Below are 25,266 nucleotides of genomic sequence, written 5' to 3'. Positions count from 1 at the left end.
TCCCTCACGTCAGTCTGATGCGGGGATCGACGATCATGCAGATGATGTCGATCAAGAGATTGAGAATGATGACAGAGAGTCCGATGACCACAACGCTTGCTTCCAAAACCGGAAAGTCTCGGTTCAAGATTGCGCCCACGATCGACCGTCCGATGCCCGGAAACGCGAAGACCACGCTTACGATCACCGCGCCATTCACCATCCCTGCCGCGATATCGCCGGCAACGGAGATGATCGGAAGGGCGGCGTTGCGAAGCGCATGACGGTAGATGATCCGCCGTCCAGCGATGCCACGTGCTCTGGCGTTGCGAATGTAGCCGGACGAGAGGACGTCGATCATCGCGCCACGAACAACCTGCGTCAGCACGCCGATAGGGCCGATGCTCACGGTCGCGACTGGGAGGATCCAGGACAGCCAACTATTGCTACCTGATGTGGGCAAGACCCGTAGTTGCACTGCAAAAAGCAGGATCCCGACGAGAGCGAACCAGAAGTGGGGCATGCTGCTTGTCATGAGCGACAAGATGGTGATGACCCGGTCGGGGGTGCGAAAACGATACACTGCGGCAAGCGACCCTAGAGCCAGAGCTGCCGCGATCGCGATAGCCATGGCGATCGCCGCCAGGAGCAGCGTCATAGGCATCTCGCTCAAAGCCGCCTCCATCGCGGGGCGCTGTTGCCAAATAGACATTCCGAAGTCGCCGTGCGCGAGCCTGCTGACAAAGATCCCGAACTGCTGGATGACGGGCTTGTCGAGCCCATAGGCTCGATTGAACGCCTCGATCACTTCCGGCTCGGCGCCTTCCGGAAAGAACAGGTCGATGGGCGACCCGGTCAGTCTGGAAAGGAAGAACACGACGACAACAACGCCGAGAAGGGTCACGAGACCCGAAACCAACCGGCGGCCTAAAAAAGTTAACATTTCTAATTCCTCCGATGCAGGAGCCGCCTGGAGAACGCGGCTCCTGCATGTGGACCACGTTCCAATCAATCGTCGAGGGTGATATCCGCGATGCGAATCTCGAGCCCCGACAGCGGGTTTGGCTGGTAGTGGACACCCTCCGCCAGCATGATCAGCCTGATCTGCTCGGCGACGCCGATCATGCCCGCCTCCTTGAGGAGAAGGCTCGACGCCTGCTGGTAGAGTTCCGCGCGCTTGTCGCCGGAGGCGACTTCAGCGTCGGCTACAAGCTTATCGAGCTCAGGATTGCAGATGGCCGAATTGAGGCCCTTGCATGTGATGTACTTCGGGTAGCTGAAGCTCGCGTCGCCCGACGTGTTATCATGCGAGATCATCTGCAGCGTGGCGGGCTCTTCCGGCGGGAACGGCTGCCGGAGGAATTCGCGCCAAGCCGTGTTCTCCATGCTCATGATGTTGGGATTGAGGCCCACTTCACGCAGGTTTTGGGCGATCGCCTGTACGAGTTCGCCTCCATCAGGAAGAATGTCCGGGCGGGTGATGATGTCGAACGAGGTCTCGACCGCATGACCATCCGCCTTTGCCGCTGCAATCAGTTCTTTCGCCTTCGCCGGATCGAACTTGAAGGCCTGTTTGTCGTCATAGCCCGAGAGATATCCGTTCACCTGCGGTCCGAGCATCTGGTAGTACGGGGCGCCTGTCACGCCCAGGATGGCCGGCACAAGCGTGTCGCGATCCACGGCGTAGGAAAGCGCCTGGCGTACGCGTGGATCGACGAACGGCTCCTTCATGGTGCTGGGGCGCATGATGAAGATACGGTTGTCCTTGAACGTCACCGTCCGGCCGTCGTCTGTGGCATCCTGCGCTTGGATGCTCAAGGCAATCTGAGCCTCACCCGTCTCTACCATGCTTGCGCGAACCGACGGCTCCTTTCGGTAGATATAGGTGACGTCCTTGATCTGCGGAGCTTTGCCCCAGTAACCATCGAAGCGGCTCAGCTTGACCGACTCGCCCTGCTTCCTGCTGACGAACTGGTACGGGCCGGTGCCGACAGGGTTGAGGACTTTGTCGGGCTTGGTTTGGCTGGCCAGATCACCAATGTCTATATAGGAAAGTCGGAGCGGCAGGATCGGATCGACGACCGTCGTCGTAACTCTCAGCGTCTCGTCATCGACGACTTCAGCTTTCACCGGGTCCGGAATTTGCCCGCTGTTGAGGCATGCGAGGCCGGGGTAGTTCGGTCCGCCCTGAGTTCGCATGATATTTGCCGCAGCGGCGGCGGCGTTGAAGTCGGTGCCATCATGGAACTTGACACCTTTCTTCAGCTTGAACTCCCATACGACGTCGCTGGTCTGCTTCCAGGACTCCGCGAGAAGCGGCTCCACCTTGCCGTCGACCGGACTGACATGCGTCAAGGATTCGAACAGGTTTCCTCGTGCGATGTTCCCGTTCTGCGCGGGTTGGGTGTCGCAAGGGTCGAGCGAATCCAGCTCGACGGCCAGAACAACGGTGATCGGCTTGTCCGATGCCTGCGCAAAGGCCGGCATCGCAGTCAGCATAGTGGCAGCGCTCGCCGCGGCAATGGCGCTCAGTACGAGATTGCTTTTCATTTCATCCTCCCTGATGTTGAACCCACTGGCTGCGGTGGTCGGTTCCTCCCGCAAGCCAAAACTTCGATGCCGCCCTCACGACTTGGGCGTGAACATATCTTTCGCGCTCAGCGCGTTGAGCATGGGCTCGCCTGAAAGGTAGCGGCCGATGTTGTCCAGTATCATGTTGATCGACCGGCGACGCTTGTCGGGCAATCCAGGCGTCATGTGCGGCGTTATGAGGACGTTCGGTTGATCCCACAACGCCGAGTCCGCCGGCAGCGGCTCTTTGCTGAAGACGTCGAGGCCCGCGCCCGCGATCTCGCCGGACTTCAGGGCCTCTAGCAATGCGGCTTCATCGATCACCAGGCCGCGCGCCATATTGATGATAAGCGCCGTGCGCTTCATCTTCGCGAACTGCTGCGTCGAGAACATATGATAGGTGACGTCGGTGAGCTGCGTCGCCAACATGATGACGTCGGCTTCTTCGACCAACTGGTCGATGCTGTCTCCCCGCTCGGAGCAAAGCATAAGGTCGACGTTGGAAGGTGAAGAGACCACGCTACGATTGTAGGCAATCACCTTCATCTGGAACGCCTTTCCGAGAGCTGCCATCTCCACGCCCGTCTGACCGTAGCCGACAATCCCGAGCGTCTTGCCGGCAAGTCCCAGCTTTTCGCCATAGCCTGGAATTCCCCGCCAGACATGAGCGGTTTGCATCTCGATAAGTTGCTTGGCGTCATAGGTGAGCGCCAGAGCAAAGTAGAACGCGTGCTGAGCGAGTGCAGCGGCTGATCTTCCTGCCGCGCCGGTGACGATCAGACCCTTCTCGAAGACCTCGGGCCGTGCTGACTTCGTTAGCCCCGAATGGTCGCAGTGCACCCACTTGAGGTTCGGAGCGTTGATGTACCGGTCGTCGAGATCGCCGGCGATAATCGCAACATCGACGGCCTCGAGGGCGGCTGCAATTCCCTTCTCGTCCGTCGACGAGCAGTGAATGAAGTCCGCCGGCGCAACCGCTGCCCGCAACTCGTCGAGTTCCTCCGGCGCGTAAGGGAGAGTGACGAGCGCTGCCTTGATCGGGCGATCATGGGACATTCTCGGCACGGCTGATGGCTGCTGCATTGCGTTAAATTCCTCCGATTCAATTTCCTGCGAGGGCGCCGCTCGTATCGCCGGCGCTCCGTCATGGTCCTGCGACCATTCTCACACTGCGATCTTATATAACAGACAGGAAAAGGCAAGTATTAACAACTTTTATCGACCGGATTTGAGCAAACATTTCCGAATTCCCGGATTTTGGCGGGTTTTCGCCTTCGAGAGCCTCCGAGACAAAACAAATTTTGCCCTATCTGAGGGAGCCACGACGGTATCTCGGGAAGGAATTAGACGAGAGTAGCGAATTCTGCGGTCCGCTCAGGGTCGGAAGACGCCGCCAATTGCGCTCTATCTGGCGAGGATGTTCTCACTGAACCTTGCGACAGGTGCGCCCGGCACGTCGACGGGGAATGCTATGACGGTTCCCGCAACCTCGGTGCCTGTGCGCGCCGAAGTCAAGGAAGTGACGAACATCGTCTTCATATCGGCCCCCCCGAAACAGGGCATGGTGGGCGCTGGCACGGGAAGCATTACCTTGCGATCAATGCGACCATCGGGAGCGATGCGGTTAAGGCATCCGGCGGTAACCCCGGCTGACCAATAGAATCCCTCCGCATCACAAGCCGCGCCGTCTGGTCTGCCGTCGTCTTCGGTCAGTTCCACGACAAGGCGCCGGTTTGAAAGCGCACCTGTCTTCAAGTCGTAATCGAAGCTTTGAACGTAGGAACTGCGGCTGTCCGAGTGATACAGCGTCTTGCCATCCGGGCTCCAGGCCAGGCCGTTCGAGACGATCAAGTTTCCAAACATCCGCGTCGCCTCCCCGTCAGGATCGACACGAAACAAAGAGGCGACACGCTCCTTCTCGGGTCGTGTGTCCATGCTTCCCACAAAGAAACGACCGTCGGGAGAAACCTTGGCGTCGTTCAGCCGGTTCATCGGCCGATCCGCTTCTGGGTGACAAATGAGCTCAAATCGCTCGGCACCAGGGTCGAAGTAGTGCACCCCCCCGCGCAGTGCGACGATCAATCGCCCATCCCGACATAGACCGAATCCGCCGATAGTGCTCGGCATGACCCACCGATCGAGCTTCATGCTGTTGAGGCTCAAACGAAACAGCGCCGGACCCCTAATGTCGATGAAGTACAACGCCTGCTCCCCGGCACTCCACAGCGGCCCCTCGCCCGCTCCGATGGGCTGGTCTAAGAGATATTCAACTGTTGGATAGTCGATACGCACGGCTGGTCCGATCTTGGTACGATGTAGCTGGTCGCCTGAGCAGCAACGATAACTCGAAAGCCCTGATTTGCTGCTTTGCGGGCGGACAGGGTAGACTGGGTTGTCCCAGCCTACCCTACAGGGCGCGCGACGCCGCCCGTTCTGCTGGTGACCGCGCGCTATTCCTGCGGCTGGCTCAAACGCAGGCGTGCTCGACGGCGAAGCCGTGGTTGGAAGTAGACGCATTCAGTGAGCGTACCAGGCTCATAAGCACGCCCGTCGTCCGGCGGCATGTCGCCGATATTTCGCCGGCTCGGATACTTTTCGATTTCTTCTTCGATGATCTCGACGCCCAATCCGGGCGCATTGGGAACCGGTAAATGACCGTCCGTGGCCTTGAGCACCGGCTGTACGACCTCGTAGCGCCCCGGCCAGTCGATCTCCACGCGCTCGAGCATAAGAGCGTTCGGAATCGTGGCCATGACATGTAGTGCGGCGAATTCCGCAACTGGCCCAAGCGAGCCGGAATGCGGCGCCACGGTGATGTAGTGCGCCTCCGCCATTGCCGCCATCTTGCGCATCTGCGTGATTCCACCGGCACGACCGGTGTCGGGTTGAATGACGTCCACCAGATCACGATCGATGTAGGGACGGATGCCCCAAATATTGCTGACGCGTTCGCCGGCGGCGAGCGGGATGTCGACTGCGTCGCGAACCCTTTGCAGGGCATCGAGGTTTTCAGGTGCGACCGGATCTTCGAGGAAGAGGAGGTCGAGAGCCTCAAGCTCGCGCCCTAAGATGATAGCGTCCTGCGCCGTCATCCAGGATGGGCCGTGCGCATCGACCATGACATCCACCTCGGGGCCAACGGCCTCGCGCACTGCAGCAACCTTGCCGATGTCAACGGCCCCGGTGAATCCGACCTTGACGGCCCTATATCCCCGTTCGAGCAACTCGCGGGCCCGCTCCGGGGTTTTTGCGTGTCCATAAACGGGAATCCTGTTGCGGAACTGGCCGCCAAGCAGGTTCCAGATCGGCTGTCCCAACGCTTTGCCCTTGATATCCCAGAGTGCCATTTCGATGCCGGTCAATGCGCCGCCACCGATCGTACCAAGCATGCCGTGTCCCATCGATGCAACGAACATCCGGTGCCAGAGGCGATCGATGTCGCGAGGATCCTCGCCGATCAAAATCGTCCTGTAGTCCTGAATTGCCGTCTGGACCACCCTTGGCCATCCGGAGCATTCACCAACACCGGTGACGCCTTCGTCGGTCTCGATCTTCACGAACAGCCAGTTGCGCGAGCCACGGAAGTCCGCCTCACCGGCGACGCCAGTCGGCGAAGCGCCGGGCAGGCCCGGCCGCGCACCGACCTGCATGAGATAAGTCTTGATGTCTGTAATCTTCATTCTAATTCACCCTTGCTTTTATGCGTCTTCACGGTAGCGGACACGTTCTGCCATGCCGCGCTTCTTGGGGTCGGCGACTGGAACTGCGGACAGGAGCGATCGCGTATACGGATGTTGCGGATTGCTGCAGACGACTTCCGTTTCGCCCGTCTCAACTATGCGCCCACGGTACATGACCGCCACGCGATCGCAGAAGTAGCGGATGACTCCGATATCATGGCTGATGAAGATGAAACTCAACTCGAGCCGTTCCTGCAGGTCGAGGAGGAGGTTCAGAATTTGCGTGCGTAGGCTGACGTCGAGCGCGGAGGTCGCTTCATCCGCAATTATGACACGCGGATTTGGCGCAATGGCGCGAGCGATCGAGATTCTCTGACGCTGACCTCCCGAAAACGCGTGCGGATAGCGCTCGATCGCCGATGCCGGCAATCCAACGAGATCCAACAGTTCCGCCACCCGTTCGCTGAGGGCCTGGCCGGACAGTAACCCGTTGGCGACTAGCGGTTCGGCGATGATCTGGCCGACGGTCATGCGGGGATTGAGCGAGGCAAACGGATCCTGGAACACCATGCGCACGTCGCGCCAGGGCTGTTTCAAGGCCTGACCCTCAAGTGGAGCGAGATCGATCTGCCCCCCTGCCCGGTCTGTGTAGAGGATCTTGCCGGAGGTTACGTTGTGCACGCGCTGCAGGCATCGGCCCAACGTCGTCTTTCCGGACCCGCTTTCGCCAACGATACCCAGGTTCTCCCCTTCCCTAAGCTCCAGATCGGCATTGTCGACCGCGACCAGGCTGCTGCGTTGAAGTCCCAGGAAGCCCTTCGAAAAGTTGTACTCCTTTCGGACCCCTTTCGAAACGAGGCACGGTGGGCCAAGCGGCCGCTCCTTGCGCATCGAAAGGCGCCGTTCCGAAGGACGGTCGAGTTCGCGAACGGCCTCCAAGAGCCGTTGGGTATAGGGGTGTTCCGGCTTCTCGAAGATTTGATGAACATCTCCACGCTCAACAACCTTTCCGAAGCGCATGACCGCAATTTCGTCCGCAATCTCCGCAACCACGCCCATGTCATGCGTGATGAACAACACGGCCATATCACTGGACGCTTGCAACGACTGAATGAGAGCCAGAATTTCCGCCTGTATTGTAACGTCCAGTGCAGTCGTGGGTTCGTCAGCGATGAGGACGGAAGGGTTGCAGGCAAGCGCCATAGCTATCATCGCACGCTGCCGCATTCCGCCGGAAAATTCGAAGGTGTATCTATCGATCGCCGACCCCGGATCGGGAATCTCCACCTTGCGCAACAACTCAACAGCCCGCTCGCGCGCTTCCTTTTTGGAAACGTGTTCGTGTAGGCGTATCGCCTCTCCGACCTGATCGCCAATTTTATGGACCGGCGACAGTGAGCTCATTGGTTCCTGAAAGATCATCGCGATGTCACGACCGCGGATTGCGCGGATGGCCGCCGACTTCGGATTGAGCGAAAGAATGTCCACGCAGTTTGGCTCGGCGCTACGATCCGAGCTGCGATGGAGGATCACCTGACCTCCAACAACCTTGCCCGGAGGATCGACAATCTGCAGGATCGAACGAGCCATAACGCTCTTTCCCGAGCCGCTTTCCCCGACGACGCAAAGCGTCTTCCCTGCCCGCAGCTCGATCGATACATCATCTACTGCGCGATATGGACCAAGTCGGGTCTTGAACTCGGTGGTTAGGTTTTTCACTTCCAGAATTGTTCTGCTATCCGAAGTAACCATGGCTCGTTCCTCTTCAGCGGCTGTCTTGAGCGTAAGGGTCGGCAGCATCGCGTAGCCCGTCACCAAGGAAGTTCAGTGAAAGCACTGCGAGGCAAACGGCGGCTCCGGGAGCGAAAAGCCAAGGCGCTTGCGCTATGGACCTGATGTTTTGGGCCTCTTTGAGCAGGACGCCCCACGAGATCGTGGGTGGCATCAAGCCAAGGCCAAGGAACGACAATGAAGTCTCGGCAATGATCATCACGGGAATGGCCAACGTGACAGAGGCGATGATGTGGCTCATCATCGAAGGCATCATATGCCGAAAGATAATTCGCGTCGTGCTCCCACCGTCGAGCCGGGCCGAGATCACAAAATCCTCGTTTCGGAGGGCGAGGAAACGTCCTCGCACCACACGGGCGAGTTCGGTCCATGCCACGAGGGAAAGGATTACAGTGATCGCAAAATAGCGCTGAGGCGGCGACCAGGACTGGGGGAGAGCGGCACTCAGCCCCAGCCAGAGCGGTATCGTCGGCAGGGAGAGGATCAGTTCGACAACTCTTTGGACGACCATATCGATCACCCCGCCGTAGTAGCCGGAAAGCCCCCCGAGCATGAGGCCGAGCATCAGGCTCATTCCAACACCGATCAAGCCGATCGACATGGACACACGCGTTCCATGTATGATCCTGCTCAGCATATCCCTGCCGAGGCGGTCCGCTCCAATCAGATAGAAATGTTCCTCCTGGTTCACGGGAGCGAGCAGATGCCGCTCCATCGGTATCAGCCCCCAAAGCGCGTAGGGATCACCCTTGCCGAATATCGAAAGATAGATCTTCTTGCCCGGATCCGAAACAAACGTGGTCTCGAGTGTAAACTTATCGCGCTGCGCCTTCATTCCGTCGACATGAAGGCGCAGTTGCCAGCCGCCTTCAGCATCTCGATCGATGAACCGCAGCATCTGTGGTGGATGGTAGATGTCCTTCGCAGAGGACGCGTTCGGATCGAACGGTGCCAGGAATTCGGCGAAGGCTCCAATCATGTAGAGAGACAGGACGACGATCGCCCCTGTCATTGCTAGGCGATGCCGCCGAAAAGCTATCCAGATGAGGCGCCATTGCGAGGCCTGATCTTCGGCGGAGGTTGTAAGAAGACGTGGATCTGCTGTCGCTGTCATCGGTTCACCTGTAGCGAATTCGCGGATCGATCACGGCCAACAGAATGTCTGAGACCAGCATGCCAATGATCGATAGGCAGCATAAGAGGAGGATGAAGGCGCCGGCCAAGTACATGTCCTGCGCAAGCAGAGCTTGCAAAAGCAGCGGCCCCGATGTTGGCAGCGAGAGCACGAACGCTGTGATTACAGCGCCGGAAATCAGATGCGGAAACGCCCAACCGATCGTAGACACGAACGGGTTCAGCGCAAGGCGCACTGGATATTTCATTATGAGATGGAATTCCGACAACCCCTTGGCGCGAGCCGTCGTCACGTATGGCTTGTGGAGCTCATCCAAGAGATTTGCGCGCATGATGCGGATCAAGCTCGCCGTGGAACTGAGACCGAGGATGATCACCGGTATCCACAGATGCGAAAGCAGGTCACCAACCTTGCCCCAGGACCAGGGAGCCTGTTGATACTCGGGAGAGAAAAGACCGGAAACATCTGCGCCGAAGTGAACGACCGCGACGTACATCAGCACGAGCGCGACGAGAAAGTTCGGAGTGGCGAGCCCCATGAAACCGATGCCGGTGATGATGTAGTCTCCAACGGAGTACTTCTTGACAGCGGAGTAGATGCCGATCGGAAACGCAAGCGCCCACGTGAAGAGAAGGGTTGCAAACGCGAGCGTTACCGACAGCGCCATGCGTTCACCGATCAACTGAGAGACCGGTTGCTGCCACTCGAACGAGATACCAAAGTCGCCCGTGAGAACGCCGGATATCCATCGGAAATACTGAACAAGGAACGGCTGGTCGAAACCGTAACGCTCTCGAAGCGCGTCGAGTCGGGCTTGGTCTACCACGTCTCCTGACTGGGCAAGCGTCGCCGCGAACGTGGTGAGATAGTCGCCGGGTGGGGCGGATATCAGAGCGAAAGCGATGAGAGATGCCGCGAACAGGAACGGAACCGCCCATAGAATGCGCCGCAGGATGTAAGCAAGTAGCATGAGCTCATCTTTCTGCGAAAACCGAAAGGCGTGGCGCTGCATCAGCAGCGCCACCTGTAACCATTCCTGATCTTCAGGCTCCCCAGAACCACGTCTGGGGGAGAGCCTGCGACGGAGCGGCGCAATACCAGGTGTTCGGAATCTCTTCCGGCACGTTCTTCATCTTGTTTTTGACGATGCCATAGGTCGACTGCGCCTTCGCCAGCCCGAAAACCTCGAATTCATCAGCGGCGATATCCGCGATCTTCTCGATGAGTTCCTTCCGGCGCTCCGGATCCACCACGCCTCGCGCCTGGTCATAGAGCTTGATCCTTTCCTTAACGCTTTCCGGAGGCTCTTCGCCTTTCGACCCGCCGCTCACGTACCAGTCGCGCCAAGCAATTCCCCATCGGCTGTCCTGGTGCAGCGGTACGATATGTTGCGGGATCTGGCCCGGAACCCAGCTTTGAATGGCCGTCCACACCGCCGCGTCATGATCGTTGCTACCGGATGTCCGCTCGAAGAAGAACGTCCGTTCGAGGGGATTGATGTCCACGTCGACGCCGATCTTTGCCCACTGCTGTTCCACAAGCTGCAGGATGTCGACCCACTCCGGATTGAATGTCGGGATGACGTCGATCTTGAACTTCAGCGGTTTTCCGGTTGGCAAAAGCCGCATCCCGTCAGCGCCGCGCTTCTCCAAGCCGATTCCATCGAGAAGGCCGTTCGCCTTGTCCGAGTCGAAGTCTAGGTATTGCGTCGAAATTCGCTTGTGGAAGTACGGATGGTTCTCGAACGGGCCGTGCTGCCACGGCTCGCCCTCCCCGAGCAGCACCGTGTCGATGATCTCGCGCCGGTTCAGCCCAAGGGAAAGGGCGACGCGAAAGTCCTTCTTGTTGAAGAGCTCGCGCAGCTCAGGATTCTTATGGGTCAGATTGAGGTTGAAAATGGTATCAACGCCGCCGGGAGGCGTCGCTGCGAAGAACCGATAGTCGCCCTTCTCGCGATTGGCCGCCAGCACCGGGCGGTTCGCCGGGGGGTCAAGGTGACGCAGTCCGAAATCGACGCGGCCGCCAATTGCCGAGAGCACGAGGCTTTCGACATCCTGCGAGATGGCGCCGCTTACGCTGTCGATATACGGCAACTGCTTGCCTTCGGGATCGACCTGCCAGAAGTATGGATTTCTAGCAAGCACCACTCGGGTCGCTGCTCCGACATAGGGCTCCCTTACCACCCAAGCATCGAGCGTCGGGCGCTCGGGATTGGCCCATCGGGACGGGATCTCGATGTCACCGCATTTCTGAAGGAAAAGAGTCTGCCAGTCGCTGGCCCCGTTTTCCTTGATTAGTTGCTGGATATTGCCGCTGTATTTGGGATGGAACTGCGAGCAGTAGTGCTTCGCATAGAGGACGGGGTGCTGCCCGAGCGGGCTCGCGAGCTCCGCCAGAAAGTCCCCGTAGGATTCCTTGAAAGTGAAGCGGACTGTCAGGTCGTCGACTTTTTCCACCTTCATGGGCTCGCCGCCCATGATGTAGCGTGGCTGCGTCGGCGCGAATTCGTTGTTGAGGACGATGTCCTCGATGTTGAAGAGAATGTCGTCGACCCCAAATGGATGACCGTCCGACCATCTCATCCCTTTGCGGAGATGGAATGTGAAAACGCGCCCTGTTTCATCAACGTCGTAGGACTTTGCGACGTTCGGCACGATCTCCGTGTAAGTCGGGTTCCACCGCACCAACCCCTGAGGGCCGACCATGCGGAGGATATTGTTGTGATCGGAGCTCCCCCGCAGACCGAACCGCAACTCGCCACCGTAGGTGCCGCCCCCCTCCAATGGCTGAACGATCAACGGCTCGGGGCCAACGCGTTCGGCCAAGGGCGGCAGTTTCCCCTCCTTTACAAGATTTGCCAAATCTGTCGCCTCATTTTGCGAAGCCTGGCCGCTAGCGACAGATCCCAGCAACGGCAGCGCTGCGACGCCTGCCATACCCTTCAACACTGCTCGACGCCCAAATGACCGGGTGTCATGCTCACGATTGTTGCGCATTCAACGTTCCTCCTCCACTTTAAAAGCCTCGGTCAGCCTCCAGGGCCTTCCGTCCTCAAGCCTTTTGTCGCCGTGAAGTCGTATTACAGCTATTTACAAGTGTCAACGCTATTGCCCGTATTCGTAAAATGTGATTTTAATAGGTAAACAATAGTCCGAAAGCGAATATCGGACGGACGCAGGAAGGAGCGAACTTGTCTTCGCGAAGCATACGTTGCTATAAGTTCAACAGTCGGAATTCGCAGTGGGAATTCCGTTCGCTTGCTGGGCGACTTCACACTGCCTTTCGGAGAGAAGCACTTCTTACAAATCGGGATAGAGCGACATGACCGATACCGGGTTAGAACTCGCGGCCAGGGATACATCTCCGGAGCGATTGAGCGATGTCGTCTATGACGGGATCGTGGCGCTTATCGCCCGTGGCGATCTGAGACTGAACAGCAGACTCCCCTCAGAGACCGATCTTTCAACCCGATTTGCTGTTTCAAGGCCCGTTGTACGCGAAGCTCTGGGTCGCCTTCGGGAGGATGGCGTCGTCGTCTCCAGACAAGGCTCAGGTACCTACGTAAAGCGGCAGCCTGATGTGGCGGTTCTTCGGTTTGCGCAGGTTGGATCACTTGCAGACGTTCAGCGCTGTTTCGAGTTCCGAGCGGGTCACGAAGCCGCGGCCGCTGCGCTGGCTGCTGAAAGGTGGCAGGAGGAAGATCTTCAGAACCTCAGGGAGGCGCTCGAAGTGCTGGAACGTTGCGTCAAGACCGGTACGGTCGGGATTGAAGAGGATCGTCAGTTTCACGAAGCGGTGGCCCATGCGACACGAAATCCATACTACATCTCTATACAAGAATCCCTGGCACCACACATCGCCACGGGCATGAATATTACTCGTCAGCTCAGTCTGCTACGTACACCCGAGCGTCTACGGTCCGTTCAGTCGGAGCACGACGCAATATTCGAAGCGATCCGGCAGCGTGACTCGGAAGGCGCACGTATTGCGATGCAGCGCCATATCCTGAACGCGCGCCAGCGAATGTTCGACGGAGTTTAGAAAGTGCAATACCCGAAAACATTGCCTGATGCAGCCGCTGCATCAGATGGAGAACCCGTGTCATATCGGTCGGACCAGGTCGTGGCGCTCACTGGTGGCTCAGGCAGAGTGGGCCAGAGAATTCGAGAGGCCCTTAAAGGGAAAATCCGATCGATCCGTATCCTGGACACTATGGATCCCGGCGATGTGCGTGAGGACGAGACCTGGTCCCAGGTCGACATTTGCGACTTGGGAGCTATGCGGAACGCCTTGGACGGCGTCGACGCGGTCATTCACCTAGCCGGATATCCCGGCGAGAGAGCGATCGAGGATATTCTTCGTGTGAACGTTCTCGGCACGCACAATCTGTACGAGGCCGCGCGGGAGCTCGGCATCAAGCGGGTGATACTTGGATCCAGCAACCATGCCACTGGATTCTATCCCCGCGATCACCAGGTGCCATCGGATGGCTTGATGCGCCCCGACAGCTTCTACGGCCTTGGCAAGTGCTGGAATGAACTTGAAGCCGGCCTGTACTTTGAGAAGTTCGGAATCCGCAGCCTCATCATTAGGATCGCGAACGCTACGATCGACCCGCATGATCCACGCAGTGACTCACGCAGTCTCGGCACGTGGGTCAGCCCGCGAGACCTTGCACAGCTCATTCTAATCGGGCTTGAACATCCCGACGTCGATTGCACCACTGTCTATGGGGTTTCTCAGACCGAGTACGACTGGTGGGACAACTCGATTGCGAAGAAGCTTGGCTATCGGCCGCTGGATCGGGGCACCGCGCACGACGCGGCCGCTTCGTTGAACGCTCAGGCGCCGACAGCGGAAAACATCCACGTCGCCGACCATTTTCAAGGCGGGCGGTTTTGCGCGAAGGATCACGACGGCGCGATCAGGCGTCGCCGGGTAGGACCGTAGGGACGCTGGGCGGCATGATTCAAGGCCTATCGGAATGTGATTGGAGCTTATCGTGCCCGATCTGACCATCAACAGCGGTGCGCTATCGGCTACCTTCCGGCCCGACCTTGGAGGACGTCTGGCGCGGTTGTTGCACAGAGATTACGGCGACGTCATCGTTCCACTGATCGATTTGGACTTCGATCCTCTCGACTGGCCAAAGGCTGGCGCCTTCCCTTTGTTTCCGTTTCACGGACGACTGGCAGATGCCCGCTTCAAGCAAGGAGACGGAAGCCATCAGCTTCAGCCGAATCCATACCGCGGCGCGGATGCCATGCACGGACCTGCGCATCGCCGACCGTGGGATGTTCTGTCGTCAACGCCGGACGAGTTGGTGCTGACGCTGCACTACAAGGCTGATCCCGAATGGCCTTTTGAATTCCTGGCGATGCAACGCTTCCGCATAAGCGGTTCAAGATTGGACGTAGAGCTTGAACTCACAAATCAGGCGAGCACTTCGGTACCGGCTGGACTGGGTTGGCACCCATATTTTGTTTCAACTCTGGACACTCCGGTACAATGCAATGCAGGCTTGAGGCGGCCGTCGTCGGTCTCCAGCCAGCCAACCGATGGCTGGGAACGGCGGCCTCTGCCAACGGAGCCACTAATCAACCGCCCCTTCACCGAGCATTTTTCGGAATGGTCCCATACGACGATATCGACGGACGCAGGCAGGCTGGAAGTCTCCCGGCAGTCCGGGCTTCCATTTGTCGTCGTGCACCGGACGACCGGCTACATTTGCGTTGAACCGGTCTCTCATGCCGCGGGCGCATTTGCCCTCTCGGAAACCCTCAGAGAAAGCGCAGGGCTGACGGCATTGAAACCCGGAGCAACCATTCGTGGACGTATCTCGCTTTCCATAACCTGACAGGTGATCGTCTATCAGCCGACTCTCCAAGCGGCCTAACCACTCACCGAATCGTGGGCGGCCATCACACGGCGAAATTGGCGACCAGGCAAGATCATACACAGGCGAAAACGGACCTGATGCCGGCAATCACGAACTCGTCCCACTAGATACATTATGCGATCCTGGGCGCACAAATCGGAAACAAACACGATACCGTATGCGGTAATCTGGAGCACGATCGGCTCGACGTTCATTCTGATGCAGTTCGGCGCCCCGAAGGAATTGACCGCGTCGTCTCCGCCATGACTAGATGCTGAGATGGACTAGGACAGTGGCTTGCGATCATGTCGAGGGTAGGCGGCGAAGCGCCCGAAGACAGTGAATGACCTGGGAGGCGAACTCGCGGGCCCTATCAGCATCCTCCTCATTGGCCGCGCGATCTCCGATGTCGAGGTAGCACTCTGCCAGGAATTCACCGAGCGGCAGCGCACTTTCGACTGCCTTTTGTGTCGCCCTCTCCGGACGCGAAGTGGTCAAAAACGGGTGTTCCAGCATCGTTTTTGACCTCAGGTCGGCTTCATTTGAACGAGCCAGTAGGTCGTCGCGTCCGCCCACCGTCGATAGTTCTGCCATCGATTTAAGGAGGTTCGACAACTTCCGCTCGAGGAGCGGCAAATCGCCTTTGTCGACCGAGAGTACCTGGCTTCGTTCCTGATGAAATGCACGCCGCCGCTCGCGTCTCAACGTGGCAACGTGACCGAGTTCCTCCCGGGCCATTCGTTCGGCCGCGTCTCTAATGTCTTGCGACCGGGCATGGGCCGAGACGTAAGACCAGAACACGAACGCGCGTTCCTCGTTGCGAACGGCAATCGAGAACGCGCGGTAGGCGCTCAGCATCTCGGGAGCCACTTTCCCCGCTGCCTCGTCGTCGAACAAATGCTCGGGAGGATGTGTGGAGACCGAGCGCGTTTTGTGTCCAAGCGCGTTCTCCCATTCGCCCACTTTTCTCAAGTGCGCCCGCTCCTCGGCGACCAGCGCGTCGAACACTGCCGCAAGCTCGGGACGTCCCATGGCCTTCATCCTGAGACCGAGGGCGACGTATCCGTCTATCGCTTCCTGTTCCATCGCACCAGCAAGCGCCAACAGCTCGTCCAATGATGCCAGTTTCCAAGGATCAGAGGTGTTTGACGACATACCAGCTCACTCCTGTCAGGTCTTCCCCTTGCCCGAATATCCACTGTCAGAGAATCGTAAGTTTTTCCAACGAGGAGTTGTCTTTGATCAAGGTTAGGATACATTCTGATCTTGGGACGCAAAGAAATCCAACGGTCAGCGCAATGAACTTTTCACAAAGAGTTCGGTTGTCATTGTTTGCAAACATGCTCGTGCTTGCAGTGGCGTTCGTCGGACTTTTGTTCGGAACCGCAGCATTGGCAGGACAGCTTCCCACTTTTCTTGAAAGAGTCCAGCCGGGTGAGCTTTTCGAAGGTGCTGACCGCTTCGGCGACGCCGTGGGGGAACCACCGATCGCGCCGGTCTTTCGAGGTGAGGACCTGCTTGGGTATGTCTACCTTAATTCCGATTTCACGAGTTCGGTCGGCTATTCCGGCAAGCCTATCCGCATCGCGGTTGGCATCGATCCGTCCGGCATCATCAAGGGCTTCAAGCTCATAGAACACCACGAGCCGATCGTCCTGATCGGAATTCCTCAGGCCAAAGTCGTCGCCGCCTTGAATTCGATCATCGGCAAAGACCTTGGAAGGGTCGCCGCCGGGGCTGAGCGCCCGCCGGAGGTGGACATCGTCAGCGGGGCGACGGTCACGGTTCTCGTCATGGGCGACAGTATCGTCCGCTCGGCCGTCAGCCTCATCCGGAGCAACCGCTTGGGTGGAGGCCGGTCAATCGGCGTTCAGCAGTTGCCCGACGTCAAAACACTCGACCTTTCGAAGGACCAGGCGAGCGACTGGCAAACCCTCCTCGGAGACGGCTCGGTCAGGAGCCTGCGACTGACAGTCGACGAGGTTTCGAAGGCTTTTCAAGAGGCCGGACATTCGGAAGCGGCTTCGCACCCGGAAACCGCAAACCCCGAAGACCGTTTCATCGATCTGTACATCGCCCCGGTGAGCGTGCCCGTGATCGGCAAAACCCTCCTTGGCGATGTCGCGTATCAGCGTCTCGCCGGCAAGCTCAAACCGGGCCAGTCTGCAATCCTTGTGGCCGGGGACGGCGCATACTCCTTCAAAGGCTCCGGATACGTCCGGGGCGGTATTTTCGACCGCATCGAATTGCTACAGAGCGGACAGGGCCTGCGGTTTCGCGATCGGGACCATACGAGGATCGCAGCGCTCGCGCCGTCGGACGCACCGCGCCTGAGGGAGATCGCGCTGTTCGTCGTGCCGCCCGAATTCACCTTCGCGGCGACCGAGCCATGGGAGCTGGAACTGCTCGTGCAACGCAGCAGCACGGGCGCTCGCGACAAATCAGTTATCCCGTTTACGATCGGTTACTCGCTTCCCTCCAGCTACTACACCGTCACGAAGGCGGAGGTGCCGACGACGCCGGCCCAGACATCGCAAGTCGCGCCCCCCCAGGCGAGCGATCCGAAGTTGACGCCAGACGAACAGCCGTTGTGGAAGCGCATGTGGGACATGAACAGCGTCGAGATCGCGATCACCGTCGCAGCGCTCCTCGTCCTGACGGCGATTTTCTTCTTCCAGGACTGGCTGGTCAAAAGGCCCAGATTATTCGGCTGGCTTCGTACCGGATATCTGGTTTTCACCCTCGTCTGGCTTGGTTGGTATGCCAACGCACAGCTGTCGGTCGTTAACGTCCTCACGTTCACGAACGCACTGGTCACCAATTTCAGCTGGGAGTTCTTCCTGGCGGCACCGTTGATCTTCATTCTTTGGGCCGCCGTCGCAGCCGGCCTTCTGTTTTGGGGGCGCGGCCCGTTCTGTGGATGGCTCTGCCCGTTCGGCGCTTTGCAGGAACTGCTGAGCATCGTCGCCAAGCGACTGAAGGTGCCGCAGGTAACCATTCCCTGGGGACTTCACGAGCGCCTTTGGCCAATCAAATACATCGTCTTCCTCGGGCTTTTCGGCATGTCGTTCTATTCGATGGCCTATGCGGAAATGCTGTCCGAGGTCGAGCCGTTCAAGACCGCGATTATCCTCAAATTCATCCGTGACTGGCCGTTCGTGGTCTTCGCCTTGGCACTCTTGGCAGCCAGCCTCTTCATCGAGCGGTTTTACTGCCGTTATCTCTGCCCGCTTGGGGCAGCGCTTGCCATACCTGGCCGTATTCGCACGTTCGAATGGTTGAAGCGCTGGTCCGAATGCGGCTCCCCCTGTCAGCGTTGCGCCAAGGAGTGCCCGGTACAGGCGATTCATCCGGAAGGTCCCATCAACGTCAACGAGTGCATCTACTGCATGCATTGCCAGGAGCTCTACCATGACGACCAGCGCTGTCCGCACATGATCCAGGTGAGGCTGAAACGCGAAAAGTTCATGGCGCTTTCGACCCCGGAATCGAGGGGAGAAAAGAAAATGCCAAAGACGCTCGTCACGCATAACGGAGAGCCGGTCACCAGTTCGAAATAGGCACGCGACAAATGCGGGCCGCACCCCAGGAGGCAATACCATGTCGAATGAAGACAACAAGCTGCCCCTTTTTAACAGACGTCAACTACTGGGCACCACTGCCGTGGCCGCGGCTGCGGGAGCGGCGACGGCTAGCGGTGCGTTGGGCCTATCTGGCGGAGCGTCTCAAGCGATGGCCCAGGAACCGTCGAAGGGCGAGGTTCGCCCCGGCGAGCTGGACGAATACTACACTTTCTTTTCGAGCGGCCAGTCGGGCGAAGTCCGCATCGTCGGCGTTCCCTCGATGCGCGAAATCATGCGCATTCCGGTGTTTAACCGTTGCAGCGCGACGGGATGGGGGCAAACGAATGAGAGCCTGAAGGTCCTCACGGAAAACATGCGACCCGAGACAGTGGAGTTTCTCAAAGATCGCGGCGGCGTCTACCAGAACGGTGACCTTCACCACCCACACCCGTCGTTCACGGACGGCACCTACGACGGCCGTTATCTCTTCGCCAACGACAAGTCCAACACGCGGGTCTGCCGTATCCGTCTCGACGTCATGAAGTGCGACAAGATCATCGAGCTTCCAAACCAACATACCGTGCACGGGCTGCGCGTCCAGAAGTTCCCCAAGACAGGCTACGTCTTCTGCAATGGCGAAGACGGAGTGCCGATCCCCAACGACGGCAAGGTCCTGGACGATCCGAAGCAGTACCACTCCATCTTCAGCGCCGTTGATGGCGAGACGATGAAGGTCGCCTGGCAGGTTATCGTCGACGGCAACCTCGACAACGTCGATGCCGACTACCAGGGAAAGTATTGCTATTCCACCTGTTACAATTCGGAGAACGGCGTCACACTCGAGCAGATGATGGCCAACGACCTCGACTGGGTTGTGGTCTTTAACCTCAAGCGTATCGAGGAAGCCGTTGCCAAGGGCGATTTTAAGGAAATGAATGGTGTTCCTGTCGTCGATGGCAGAAAAGGTTCGAAATACACCCGCTATATTCCCGTCCCGAACAGCCCTCACGGGATGAACACGGCTCCGGACGGCATCCACGCGGTAGCGGCAGGCAAGCTTTCACCGACGGTCACCGTATTCGACGTGCGCAAGTTCGACGACCTCTTCGACGACAAGATCAAGCCGCGCGACACCGTTGTCGCCGAACCGGAACTTGGGCTCGGGCCACTGCACACCGCCTATGACGGCAAGGGGAATGCCTACACCACGCTCTTCATCGACAGCCAGGTGTGCAAGTGGAACATCGAGGATGCCAAGCGGGCATTCAAGGGTGAGAAGATCAACCCCATCCGCCAGAAGCTGGATGTCCACTACCAGCCGGGGCACAACCACTCCTCGATGGGCCAGACCAAGGAGGCCGACGGCAAGTGGCTCATCTCACTTAACAAGTTCTCGAAAGATCGCTACCTCAACGCCGGCCCGCTGAAGCCGGAGAGCGACCAGCTGATCGACATCTCAGGCGATGAAATGGTGCTCGTCCACGACAACCCGACCTTCGCCGAGCCCCACGACGCGACGATCGTGCATGCGTCCAAAATCAATCCGGTTCATGTGTGGAACCGCGAGGACCCGTTCTTCGCCGAAGCGGTCGCACAGGCGAAGAAGGACAACATCGACCTCATGGTGGACTCGGAGGTCATCCGCGACGGCGACAAGATTCGGGTTTACATGACATCCGCGGCTCCCGCATTCGGGCTAGAGTCCTTCAACGTCAAGGAGGGTGATGAGGTCACCGTCTATGTCACCAACATCGACGAAGTCGAGGACCTGACGCACGGTTTCTGCATCGTCAATTATGGTATCAATATGGAGGTGGCACCGCAGGCGACGGCGTCGGTGACCTTCAAGGCAGCCAAGCCAGGTGTCTATTGGTACTATTGCTCGTGGTTCTGCCATGCGATGCACATGGAAATGAAAGGCCGCATGATGGTCGAACCGAAGTCGGTATGATGACGCGCGTGACGATCATAGCGATGGTGGCCTTCCCGGTCGCCATCGCCATCCCCGCCGAGGCCGCGGAGCGTACAGTCACGCCTGCCGACAACCTGGCAGCGATCATCGAGGCGGCATCGCCGGGGGACCGTATCATATTGCGTCCGGGCAAGTACAAGGGTCCCGTGAAGATCGCCAAGCCCGTGACGCTGGAAGGGGAACCTGGTGCTGCGATCGTGGGCGAAGGAAAAGGCACCGTCGTCACCATTGACGCGGCTGGCGTAACACTCCGTGGCCTTGAAATTGGCGGTTCGGGCACGAACCTCGAACGCATGGACTCGGGCGTGTTCGCCACCGAGAACGCAAAAGGCGCGCTTATCGAACTCAACAGGGTCACCGGGAATCTCTACGGGATCTACGTCCATGGGGCCGCTGATTCCTCGGTCCGCAATAACACGGTCATCGGCCTGAAGAAGGGCCACATGAGCGAATTGGGCAACGGGATCGCGGTTTGGAACGCGCCAGGTGCCAAGATCGTCGATAACGACGTCAGCTTCGGCAGAGACGGCATCTTCACCATCGCGAGCAAACGCAATGTGTTCAGTGGCAATAAGTTCCACGACGTGCGTTTCGCGATCCATTACATGTACACCAACGACAGCGAGATCAGCGGCAACACGTCGATAGGAAACGCTGTCGGCTATGCGCTTATGTTCTCCAACAAGCTGAAAGTCGTTGGCAACGTATCTGACGGCGACCGCGATCATGGCCTCGTGCTGAACTTCGCCAACGGATCGAAAATTGAGGGGAACGTCGTTATTGGACGGATGCAGCCCCAGAGCCGATGGACAACGGCCGGGAACCGCGACCCCACTGACAAAATGCCTTCCGATGACAGCCCGGTGAACCCCGACGCCAGCCTTTCGGGCGAACGACTGGGCCCCGAGAAGTGCGTTTTCATCTACAACGCCAACAAGAACCGCCTGAAGGGCAACAGGTTCGACGGCTGTTCAATCGGCATTCACTTTACGGCCGGCTCGGAGGGCAATTCGATAAGCGGAAACGCCTTCATCAACAACCGCAATCAGGTCAAATACGTGGGAACTCGGTATCTCGATTGGTCGGTGGACGGCCGCGGCAACTACTGGAGCGACAATCCGGCGTTCGATCTCGATGGTGACGGGGTCGGCGACAACGCCTACCGACCGAACGATGTCATGGACAAGGTGATGTGGACTGCTCCGCAGGCGATGGTGCTGGCCACCAGCCCCGCAGTCCAGGTCATCCGCTGGGCCCAGGCTCAATTCCCGGCCCTTCTACCGGGCGGCGTCGTAGACAGCCATCCCCTGATGACACCCCCCACCCAAGGGAGGCCGGCGCAATGAATGTCACGACGGTAGCAGTATCCGGGGTCGCCAAGCGCTATGGCAGCGTCGAAGCCGTCAGGGATGTTACGTTCGAGCTCACCGAAGGGGAGACGGTCGCGCTCGTCGGCCACAACGGGGCTGGCAAGACGACACTGATCAAACTCATGCTTGGGCTCATTCGCCCCTCGACGGGCAGCGTGCTCGTTCTTGGCGAGGATCCGGCCAAGGGCGATTTCGAGGTTCGCAGGCGGCTTGGCTACCTGCCGGAGAGCGTGTCCTTCCATTTGGCCCTGACGGGACGGGAAACGCTGGCCTTCTACGCCCGCCTCAAGCGCGTCGAGGTCTCCTCGGTACCTGAGCTTCTGGAGCGGGTTGGTCTGGCTCCGGCTGCGGCCGACCGCCCGGTTCGGACCTATTCAAAGGGGATGCGGCAGAGACTGGGACTGGCGCAGGCACTGCTTGGCCACCCGCGGGTCCTGCTTCTGGACGAACCTACAAGCGGTCTCGATCCGGCGCTTCGTCGGCGGTTCTACGACATCCTGGACGGACTGCGCTCCGCTGGAACCACGATCCTTCTTTCGTCGCACGCGTTGACCGAACTCGAAGGCCGTGCCGATCGCGTGGTGATCGTCAACGAAGGCGTGAAGGTCGCCGATGGATCGCTGGACACATTGCGCGGTTTGGCTCACCTGCCCACGCGCGTGAGTGTCAAACTTGCCAACGGTAAATCGACAGCCGGCTGGAACGCAGGCAGGTGGAGGATCACAGGCGTCGACACCGTCGAGACCGAGGTGGCGGTGGAAGACAAAGTCTCGCTGCTTCGGGCGGTCACAGCCAACCCCGCGGAGGTTGCCGGGCTGCAACTCGTCGAGCCGACATTGGACGACCTCTATGCCCATTTTCTTGGCGGGCGGAAGGCGGCCGAATGAAGAACATCCTTATCATCGCCCGCAAGGAAATCCGGGAAGGCTTGCGCAATCGATGGGTGCTCGGGGCTACCCTTCTCCTTGCGGCATTGGCGCTCACACTTACCGCTCTGGGGAGCGCGCCTACAGGCAATGTCGGGGTCAACCAGCTCGATGTGGTCATCGTCAGTCTTTCCAGCCTGACCATTTTTCTCGTGCCGTTGATCGCGCTCCTGCTCTCGCACGACGCGATCGTTGGCGAAATGGAGCGTGGCACCATGCTGCTGCTCTTAAGCTATCCGATCGGACGCAATCAGATCATTCTCGGCAAGTTCCTCGGCCATGTTGCCATCCTCTCGTTTGCGACGCTCTGCGGCTATGGTGCCGCCGCCCTGGCGCTCGCTATCACGGGAGGCAACATCGACACGGGCAGTTGGTGGGCCTTCCTCAACATGCTCGGATCGTCGGTGCTCCTAGGGGCGGTATTCGTCGCGATCGGATACCTCGCCAGTGCGATCGTCAGCGAGCGGAGCACGGCGGGCGGGATAGCTATCGGCATCTGGCTGCTTTTTGTCCTGATTTACGACATGGCGTTGCTCGGCGCACTGGTCGCGGCGGGAGGGCATGCTATCCCGTCAGGCCTGCTGGATGCGGTTTTGCTATTCAATCCAACCGACGCTTACCGGATGCTCAACCTCGGTTCGGGAGAGGCGAGCGCCTTTTCGGGTCTGGGCGGCGTCGCCGAGCATTCCGGGCTTAATGCCGCGATGATGGTCGGCGCACTGGCTGCGTGGACCATCGTGCCGCTAGCGCTCGCCGCGGCAGTATTTTCGAGGAGGGAGCTATGAGACGCGCTTTGGTGGCCGCGGCACTCCTGTCGGCCTTTCTGCTCGCAAGCTGCAAGGAAGAGCAAAAGGCTCCTCCGCCCGCACCGTACGCGCTGACGTCCGAAGCGACAGGCAGATACTGCGGAATGAACGTGCTCGAACACCCAGGACCCAAGGGGCAGATCATTTTGGATGCGCAAGTTCCCGAACCCATCTGGTTTTCGTCCGCTCGCGACGCCTTGGCGTTCACCATGCTGCCGGAGGAGCCGAAGGACATCGCGGCGATCTACGTCTCCGACATGAGCAAGGCGCCAAGCTGGGAGAAGCCCGGAGAAAACAACTGGATTGACGCCCGCAAGGCTTTCTACGTCATCGGCAGCTCTTTGCGGGGCGGCATGGGCGCAGAAGAGGCTGTGCCGTTCGGCACAGAGGAAGCGGCGCAACAATTTTCCGTCAAGAACGGCGGGCGCGTCGTCCCGTTCGGCGAGGTCCCGCAGGACTACGTGCTGGGTGCAGGCGGTGTCGACGCCACGACAACCAGCCCCGACGCCGAGGAAAGTGTGGAAGGGCACAACCATGGCTAAAGGATATACTCGACGCCGCGCAATCGCGATTTTCGCCGCAGCTGCCGGTTTGCCCCTCCTGACTGCCGCAAAGGCAGCATCAAGCACCGTCACCTGGAAGGGACAGGCTCTCGGCGCGCCAGCGACACTGATCCTCAATCATGAAGACCGCGCGCGAGCCGAACGATTGATCGACACAGTCGTCGCCGAGGTCACAAGACTGGAACGCGCGTTCAGCCTCTATCGTGACGATACCGCGCTTTCCGAGTTGAACCGCGTCGGCGCTCTGGTCGCTCCCCCGCAAGACCTTGTGGCGCTGCTTGGCTCCTGCCAAGAATTTTGGAACATGAGTGACGGCGGGTTCGATCCCACTATACAGCCGCTGTGGTCGCTATACCGAGACCACTTCACGCGGCCCGAGGCGGACCCATCCGGCCCTTCAGCCGAAAAGATCAGGGACACGCTCGACGCCGTTGGCTTCGAAGGGATCAGGTTCGATCGGGATCGCATCGTCCTGACTCGACCGAAGATGGCACTGACCTTGAATGGCATCGCCCAAGGCTACGTCACGGACAGGATCGTGGACTTGCTGCGAGACGCCGGGGTAACTAGCAGTCTCGTGAACATGGGGGAAAATCGCGCTGTAGGCTCGAGGTTGGATGGAACGCCCTGGCGGATCGGCCTAGCAGAGCGACAGGACGACGCGTTTCCCGACGTCGTTCTCGACGTGATCGACAAGGCTGTCGCGACCTCCAGTGGCATGGGTTTCCACTTCGACAAGGCACAGCGTTTCAGCCATATCCTTGATCCGCGCACCGGAGGAGCAGCTGCATTGTACAGGCGTGTGACCGTCATCGCCGATGATGCGACCACCGCCGATGCTCTGTCGACGGCATTTAGCTTGATGGATGAGACCAGTATCCGATCCACGTTAGACCGCAGATCAGGCGTACTGGTTGATCTTGTCCGGGCGGACGGCGGCCATCGCCGTTTCGAAACACGAGCCTGAGGACGCACAACGCGGATGCTCGCATTTTCCATAGCGCAATCACACCAATCTCAACGGAGTACTTG

General features: G+C 59.1%; 20 protein-coding genes. 10 read left to right on the top strand and 10 right to left on the bottom strand.

Annotated features, from left to right (window positions below):
• Window positions 1–4: 4 nt before the first annotated feature.
• The 9 genes from AB4Z53_RS31755 to AB4Z53_RS31715 all read right to left on the bottom strand — a co-directional run bounded on the left by AB4Z53_RS31755 (window position 5) and on the right by AB4Z53_RS31715 (window position 12,152).
• Window positions 5–922, bottom strand: coding sequence for an ABC transporter permease (locus AB4Z53_RS31755; RefSeq protein ID WP_192358223.1), 918 nt, complete (start codon window positions 920–922; stop codon window positions 5–7).
• A gap of 65 nt (window positions 923–987) precedes the next feature.
• The gene (locus AB4Z53_RS31750) at window positions 988–2,529 is read right to left on the bottom strand and encodes an ABC transporter substrate-binding protein (RefSeq protein ID WP_441599294.1); all 1,542 of its coding nucleotides are present in this window, start codon (window positions 2,527–2,529) and stop codon (window positions 988–990) included.
• A gap of 75 nt (window positions 2,530–2,604) precedes the next feature.
• On the bottom strand, window positions 2,605–3,633 hold the full coding sequence (locus AB4Z53_RS31745) for a D-2-hydroxyacid dehydrogenase (protein WP_441599293.1): 1,029 nt from the start codon (window positions 3,631–3,633) through the stop codon (window positions 2,605–2,607).
• Window positions 3,634–3,954: 321 nt separating this feature from the next.
• Window positions 3,955–4,842: an SMP-30/gluconolactonase/LRE family protein gene (locus AB4Z53_RS31740; RefSeq protein ID WP_441599292.1), complete on the bottom strand. Its 888-nt coding sequence runs from the start codon at window positions 4,840–4,842 to the stop codon at window positions 3,955–3,957.
• Between the two features lie 158 nt (window positions 4,843–5,000).
• On the bottom strand, window positions 5,001–6,230 hold the full coding sequence (locus tag AB4Z53_RS31735; RefSeq protein ID WP_441599291.1) for a mandelate racemase/muconate lactonizing enzyme family protein: 1,230 nt from the start codon (window positions 6,228–6,230) through the stop codon (window positions 5,001–5,003).
• Between the two features lie 18 nt (window positions 6,231–6,248).
• A complete protein-coding gene (locus AB4Z53_RS31730) occupies window positions 6,249–7,982 on the bottom strand; it encodes an ABC transporter ATP-binding protein (protein ID WP_441599290.1) in 1,734 nt (577 codons plus the stop codon).
• 13 nt (window positions 7,983–7,995) lie between these two features.
• Window positions 7,996–9,135, bottom strand: a complete 1,140-nt coding sequence (locus tag AB4Z53_RS31725) for an ABC transporter permease (protein WP_441599289.1) — start codon at window positions 9,133–9,135, stop codon at window positions 7,996–7,998.
• Window positions 9,136–9,139: 4 nt separating this feature from the next.
• Window positions 9,140–10,126 carry an ABC transporter permease gene (locus AB4Z53_RS31720; protein WP_441599310.1) on the bottom strand — a complete coding sequence of 329 codons (987 nt, stop codon included), beginning with the start codon at window positions 10,124–10,126 and terminating at the stop codon, window positions 9,140–9,142.
• 73 nt (window positions 10,127–10,199) lie between these two features.
• Window positions 10,200–12,152, bottom strand: coding sequence for an ABC transporter substrate-binding protein (locus AB4Z53_RS31715; RefSeq protein ID WP_441599288.1), 1,953 nt, complete (start codon window positions 12,150–12,152; stop codon window positions 10,200–10,202).
• A 325-nt stretch (window positions 12,153–12,477) separates the two neighbouring features.
• Between AB4Z53_RS31715 and AB4Z53_RS31710 the strand changes: the two genes are divergently transcribed.
• Genes AB4Z53_RS31710 through AB4Z53_RS31700 form a run of 3 tightly spaced genes read left to right on the top strand, consistent with a single transcriptional unit; the run spans window position 12,478 to window position 15,013 of the window.
• Window positions 12,478–13,197 (top strand): FadR/GntR family transcriptional regulator, encoded by a 720-nt coding sequence (locus AB4Z53_RS31710; protein ID WP_441599287.1) that lies wholly within the window; start codon window positions 12,478–12,480, stop codon window positions 13,195–13,197.
• A 3-nt stretch (window positions 13,198–13,200) separates the two neighbouring features.
• The gene (locus tag AB4Z53_RS31705) at window positions 13,201–14,106 is read left to right on the top strand and encodes an NAD-dependent epimerase/dehydratase family protein (RefSeq protein ID WP_441599286.1); all 906 of its coding nucleotides are present in this window, start codon (window positions 13,201–13,203) and stop codon (window positions 14,104–14,106) included.
• Window positions 14,107–14,158: 52 nt separating this feature from the next.
• Window positions 14,159–15,013 carry an aldose epimerase family protein gene (locus AB4Z53_RS31700; RefSeq protein ID WP_441599285.1) on the top strand — a complete coding sequence of 285 codons (855 nt, stop codon included), beginning with the start codon at window positions 14,159–14,161 and terminating at the stop codon, window positions 15,011–15,013.
• A gap of 324 nt (window positions 15,014–15,337) precedes the next feature.
• Here the strand turns inward: AB4Z53_RS31700 and AB4Z53_RS31695 are convergent, their stop codons facing one another.
• Window positions 15,338–16,189 (bottom strand): ferritin-like domain-containing protein, encoded by an 852-nt coding sequence (locus AB4Z53_RS31695; RefSeq protein ID WP_113135603.1) that lies wholly within the window; start codon window positions 16,187–16,189, stop codon window positions 15,338–15,340.
• A gap of 185 nt (window positions 16,190–16,374) precedes the next feature.
• Between AB4Z53_RS31695 and AB4Z53_RS31690 the strand changes: the two genes are divergently transcribed.
• The 7 genes from AB4Z53_RS31690 to AB4Z53_RS31660 are packed head-to-tail and all read left to right on the top strand — an operon-like array spanning window position 16,375 to window position 25,201.
• Window positions 16,375–18,594 (top strand): 4Fe-4S binding protein, encoded by a 2,220-nt coding sequence (locus AB4Z53_RS31690; RefSeq protein WP_441599309.1) that lies wholly within the window; start codon window positions 16,375–16,377, stop codon window positions 18,592–18,594.
• A gap of 40 nt (window positions 18,595–18,634) precedes the next feature.
• The gene (nosZ, locus tag AB4Z53_RS31685; protein WP_441599284.1) at window positions 18,635–20,548 is read left to right on the top strand and encodes a TAT-dependent nitrous-oxide reductase; all 1,914 of its coding nucleotides are present in this window, start codon (window positions 18,635–18,637) and stop codon (window positions 20,546–20,548) included.
• The gene (locus tag AB4Z53_RS31680; protein ID WP_441599283.1) at window positions 20,545–21,915 is read left to right on the top strand and encodes a nitrous oxide reductase family maturation protein NosD; all 1,371 of its coding nucleotides are present in this window, start codon (window positions 20,545–20,547) and stop codon (window positions 21,913–21,915) included. Before nosZ ends, AB4Z53_RS31680 begins: the two co-directional genes overlap by 4 nt.
• Window positions 21,912–22,826 carry an ABC transporter ATP-binding protein gene (locus tag AB4Z53_RS31675; RefSeq protein WP_441599282.1) on the top strand — a complete coding sequence of 305 codons (915 nt, stop codon included), beginning with the start codon at window positions 21,912–21,914 and terminating at the stop codon, window positions 22,824–22,826. The genes AB4Z53_RS31680 and AB4Z53_RS31675 overlap by 4 nt, the downstream gene beginning before the upstream one ends.
• The gene (locus AB4Z53_RS31670; RefSeq protein ID WP_441599281.1) at window positions 22,823–23,650 is read left to right on the top strand and encodes an ABC transporter permease; all 828 of its coding nucleotides are present in this window, start codon (window positions 22,823–22,825) and stop codon (window positions 23,648–23,650) included. Before AB4Z53_RS31675 ends, AB4Z53_RS31670 begins: the two co-directional genes overlap by 4 nt.
• Window positions 23,647–24,213: a nitrous oxide reductase accessory protein NosL gene (locus tag AB4Z53_RS31665; protein WP_060586046.1), complete on the top strand. Its 567-nt coding sequence runs from the start codon at window positions 23,647–23,649 to the stop codon at window positions 24,211–24,213. Before AB4Z53_RS31670 ends, AB4Z53_RS31665 begins: the two co-directional genes overlap by 4 nt.
• Window positions 24,206–25,201: an FAD:protein FMN transferase gene (locus AB4Z53_RS31660; RefSeq protein WP_192358028.1), complete on the top strand. Its 996-nt coding sequence runs from the start codon at window positions 24,206–24,208 to the stop codon at window positions 25,199–25,201. The genes AB4Z53_RS31665 and AB4Z53_RS31660 overlap by 8 nt, the downstream gene beginning before the upstream one ends.
• Window positions 25,202–25,266: the final 65 nt, after the last annotated feature.

It is taken from the genome of Ensifer sp. 2TAB8 (genome assembly GCF_052115125.1).
Taxonomy (GTDB): domain Bacteria; phylum Pseudomonadota; class Alphaproteobacteria; order Rhizobiales; family Rhizobiaceae; genus Ensifer.
The sequence above is the reverse complement of the archived record's forward strand: the minus strand, read 5'-3'. Positions and strand labels throughout refer to the sequence as shown.

What these genes read in the sequence shown, in the direction of transcription:
- AB4Z53_RS31755 (WP_192358223.1), bottom strand. Translation starts at nt 922, where the DNA reads ATGTTAACTTTTTTAGGCCGCCGGTTGGTTTCGGGTCTCGTGACCCTT.
- AB4Z53_RS31750 (WP_441599294.1), bottom strand. Translation starts at nt 2,529, where the DNA reads ATGAAAAGCAATCTCGTACTGAGCGCCATTGCCGCGGCGAGCGCTGCC.
- AB4Z53_RS31745 (WP_441599293.1), bottom strand. Translation starts at nt 3,633, where the DNA reads ATGCAGCAGCCATCAGCCGTGCCGAGAATGTCCCATGATCGCCCGATC.
- AB4Z53_RS31735 (WP_441599291.1), bottom strand. Translation starts at nt 6,230, where the DNA reads ATGAAGATTACAGACATCAAGACTTATCTCATGCAGGTCGGTGCGCGG.
- AB4Z53_RS31730 (WP_441599290.1), bottom strand. Translation starts at nt 7,982, where the DNA reads ATGGTTACTTCGGATAGCAGAACAATTCTGGAAGTGAAAAACCTAACC.
- AB4Z53_RS31725 (WP_441599289.1), bottom strand. Translation starts at nt 9,135, where the DNA reads ATGACAGCGACAGCAGATCCACGTCTTCTTACAACCTCCGCCGAAGAT.
- AB4Z53_RS31720 (WP_441599310.1), bottom strand. Translation starts at nt 10,126, where the DNA reads ATGCTACTTGCTTACATCCTGCGGCGCATTCTATGGGCGGTTCCGTTC.
- AB4Z53_RS31715 (WP_441599288.1), bottom strand. Translation starts at nt 12,152, where the DNA reads ATGCGCAACAATCGTGAGCATGACACCCGGTCATTTGGGCGTCGAGCA.
- AB4Z53_RS31710 (WP_441599287.1), top strand. Translation starts at nt 12,478, where the DNA reads ATGACCGATACCGGGTTAGAACTCGCGGCCAGGGATACATCTCCGGAG.
- AB4Z53_RS31695 (WP_113135603.1), bottom strand. Translation starts at nt 16,189, where the DNA reads ATGTCGTCAAACACCTCTGATCCTTGGAAACTGGCATCATTGGACGAG.
- AB4Z53_RS31690 (WP_441599309.1), top strand. Translation starts at nt 16,375, where the DNA reads ATGCTCGTGCTTGCAGTGGCGTTCGTCGGACTTTTGTTCGGAACCGCA.
- nosZ (WP_441599284.1), top strand. Translation starts at nt 18,635, where the DNA reads ATGTCGAATGAAGACAACAAGCTGCCCCTTTTTAACAGACGTCAACTA.
- AB4Z53_RS31680 (WP_441599283.1), top strand. Translation starts at nt 20,545, where the DNA reads ATGATGACGCGCGTGACGATCATAGCGATGGTGGCCTTCCCGGTCGCC.
- AB4Z53_RS31675 (WP_441599282.1), top strand. Translation starts at nt 21,912, where the DNA reads ATGAATGTCACGACGGTAGCAGTATCCGGGGTCGCCAAGCGCTATGGC.
- AB4Z53_RS31670 (WP_441599281.1), top strand. Translation starts at nt 22,823, where the DNA reads ATGAAGAACATCCTTATCATCGCCCGCAAGGAAATCCGGGAAGGCTTG.
- AB4Z53_RS31665 (WP_060586046.1), top strand. Translation starts at nt 23,647, where the DNA reads ATGAGACGCGCTTTGGTGGCCGCGGCACTCCTGTCGGCCTTTCTGCTC.
- AB4Z53_RS31660 (WP_192358028.1), top strand. Translation starts at nt 24,206, where the DNA reads ATGGCTAAAGGATATACTCGACGCCGCGCAATCGCGATTTTCGCCGCA.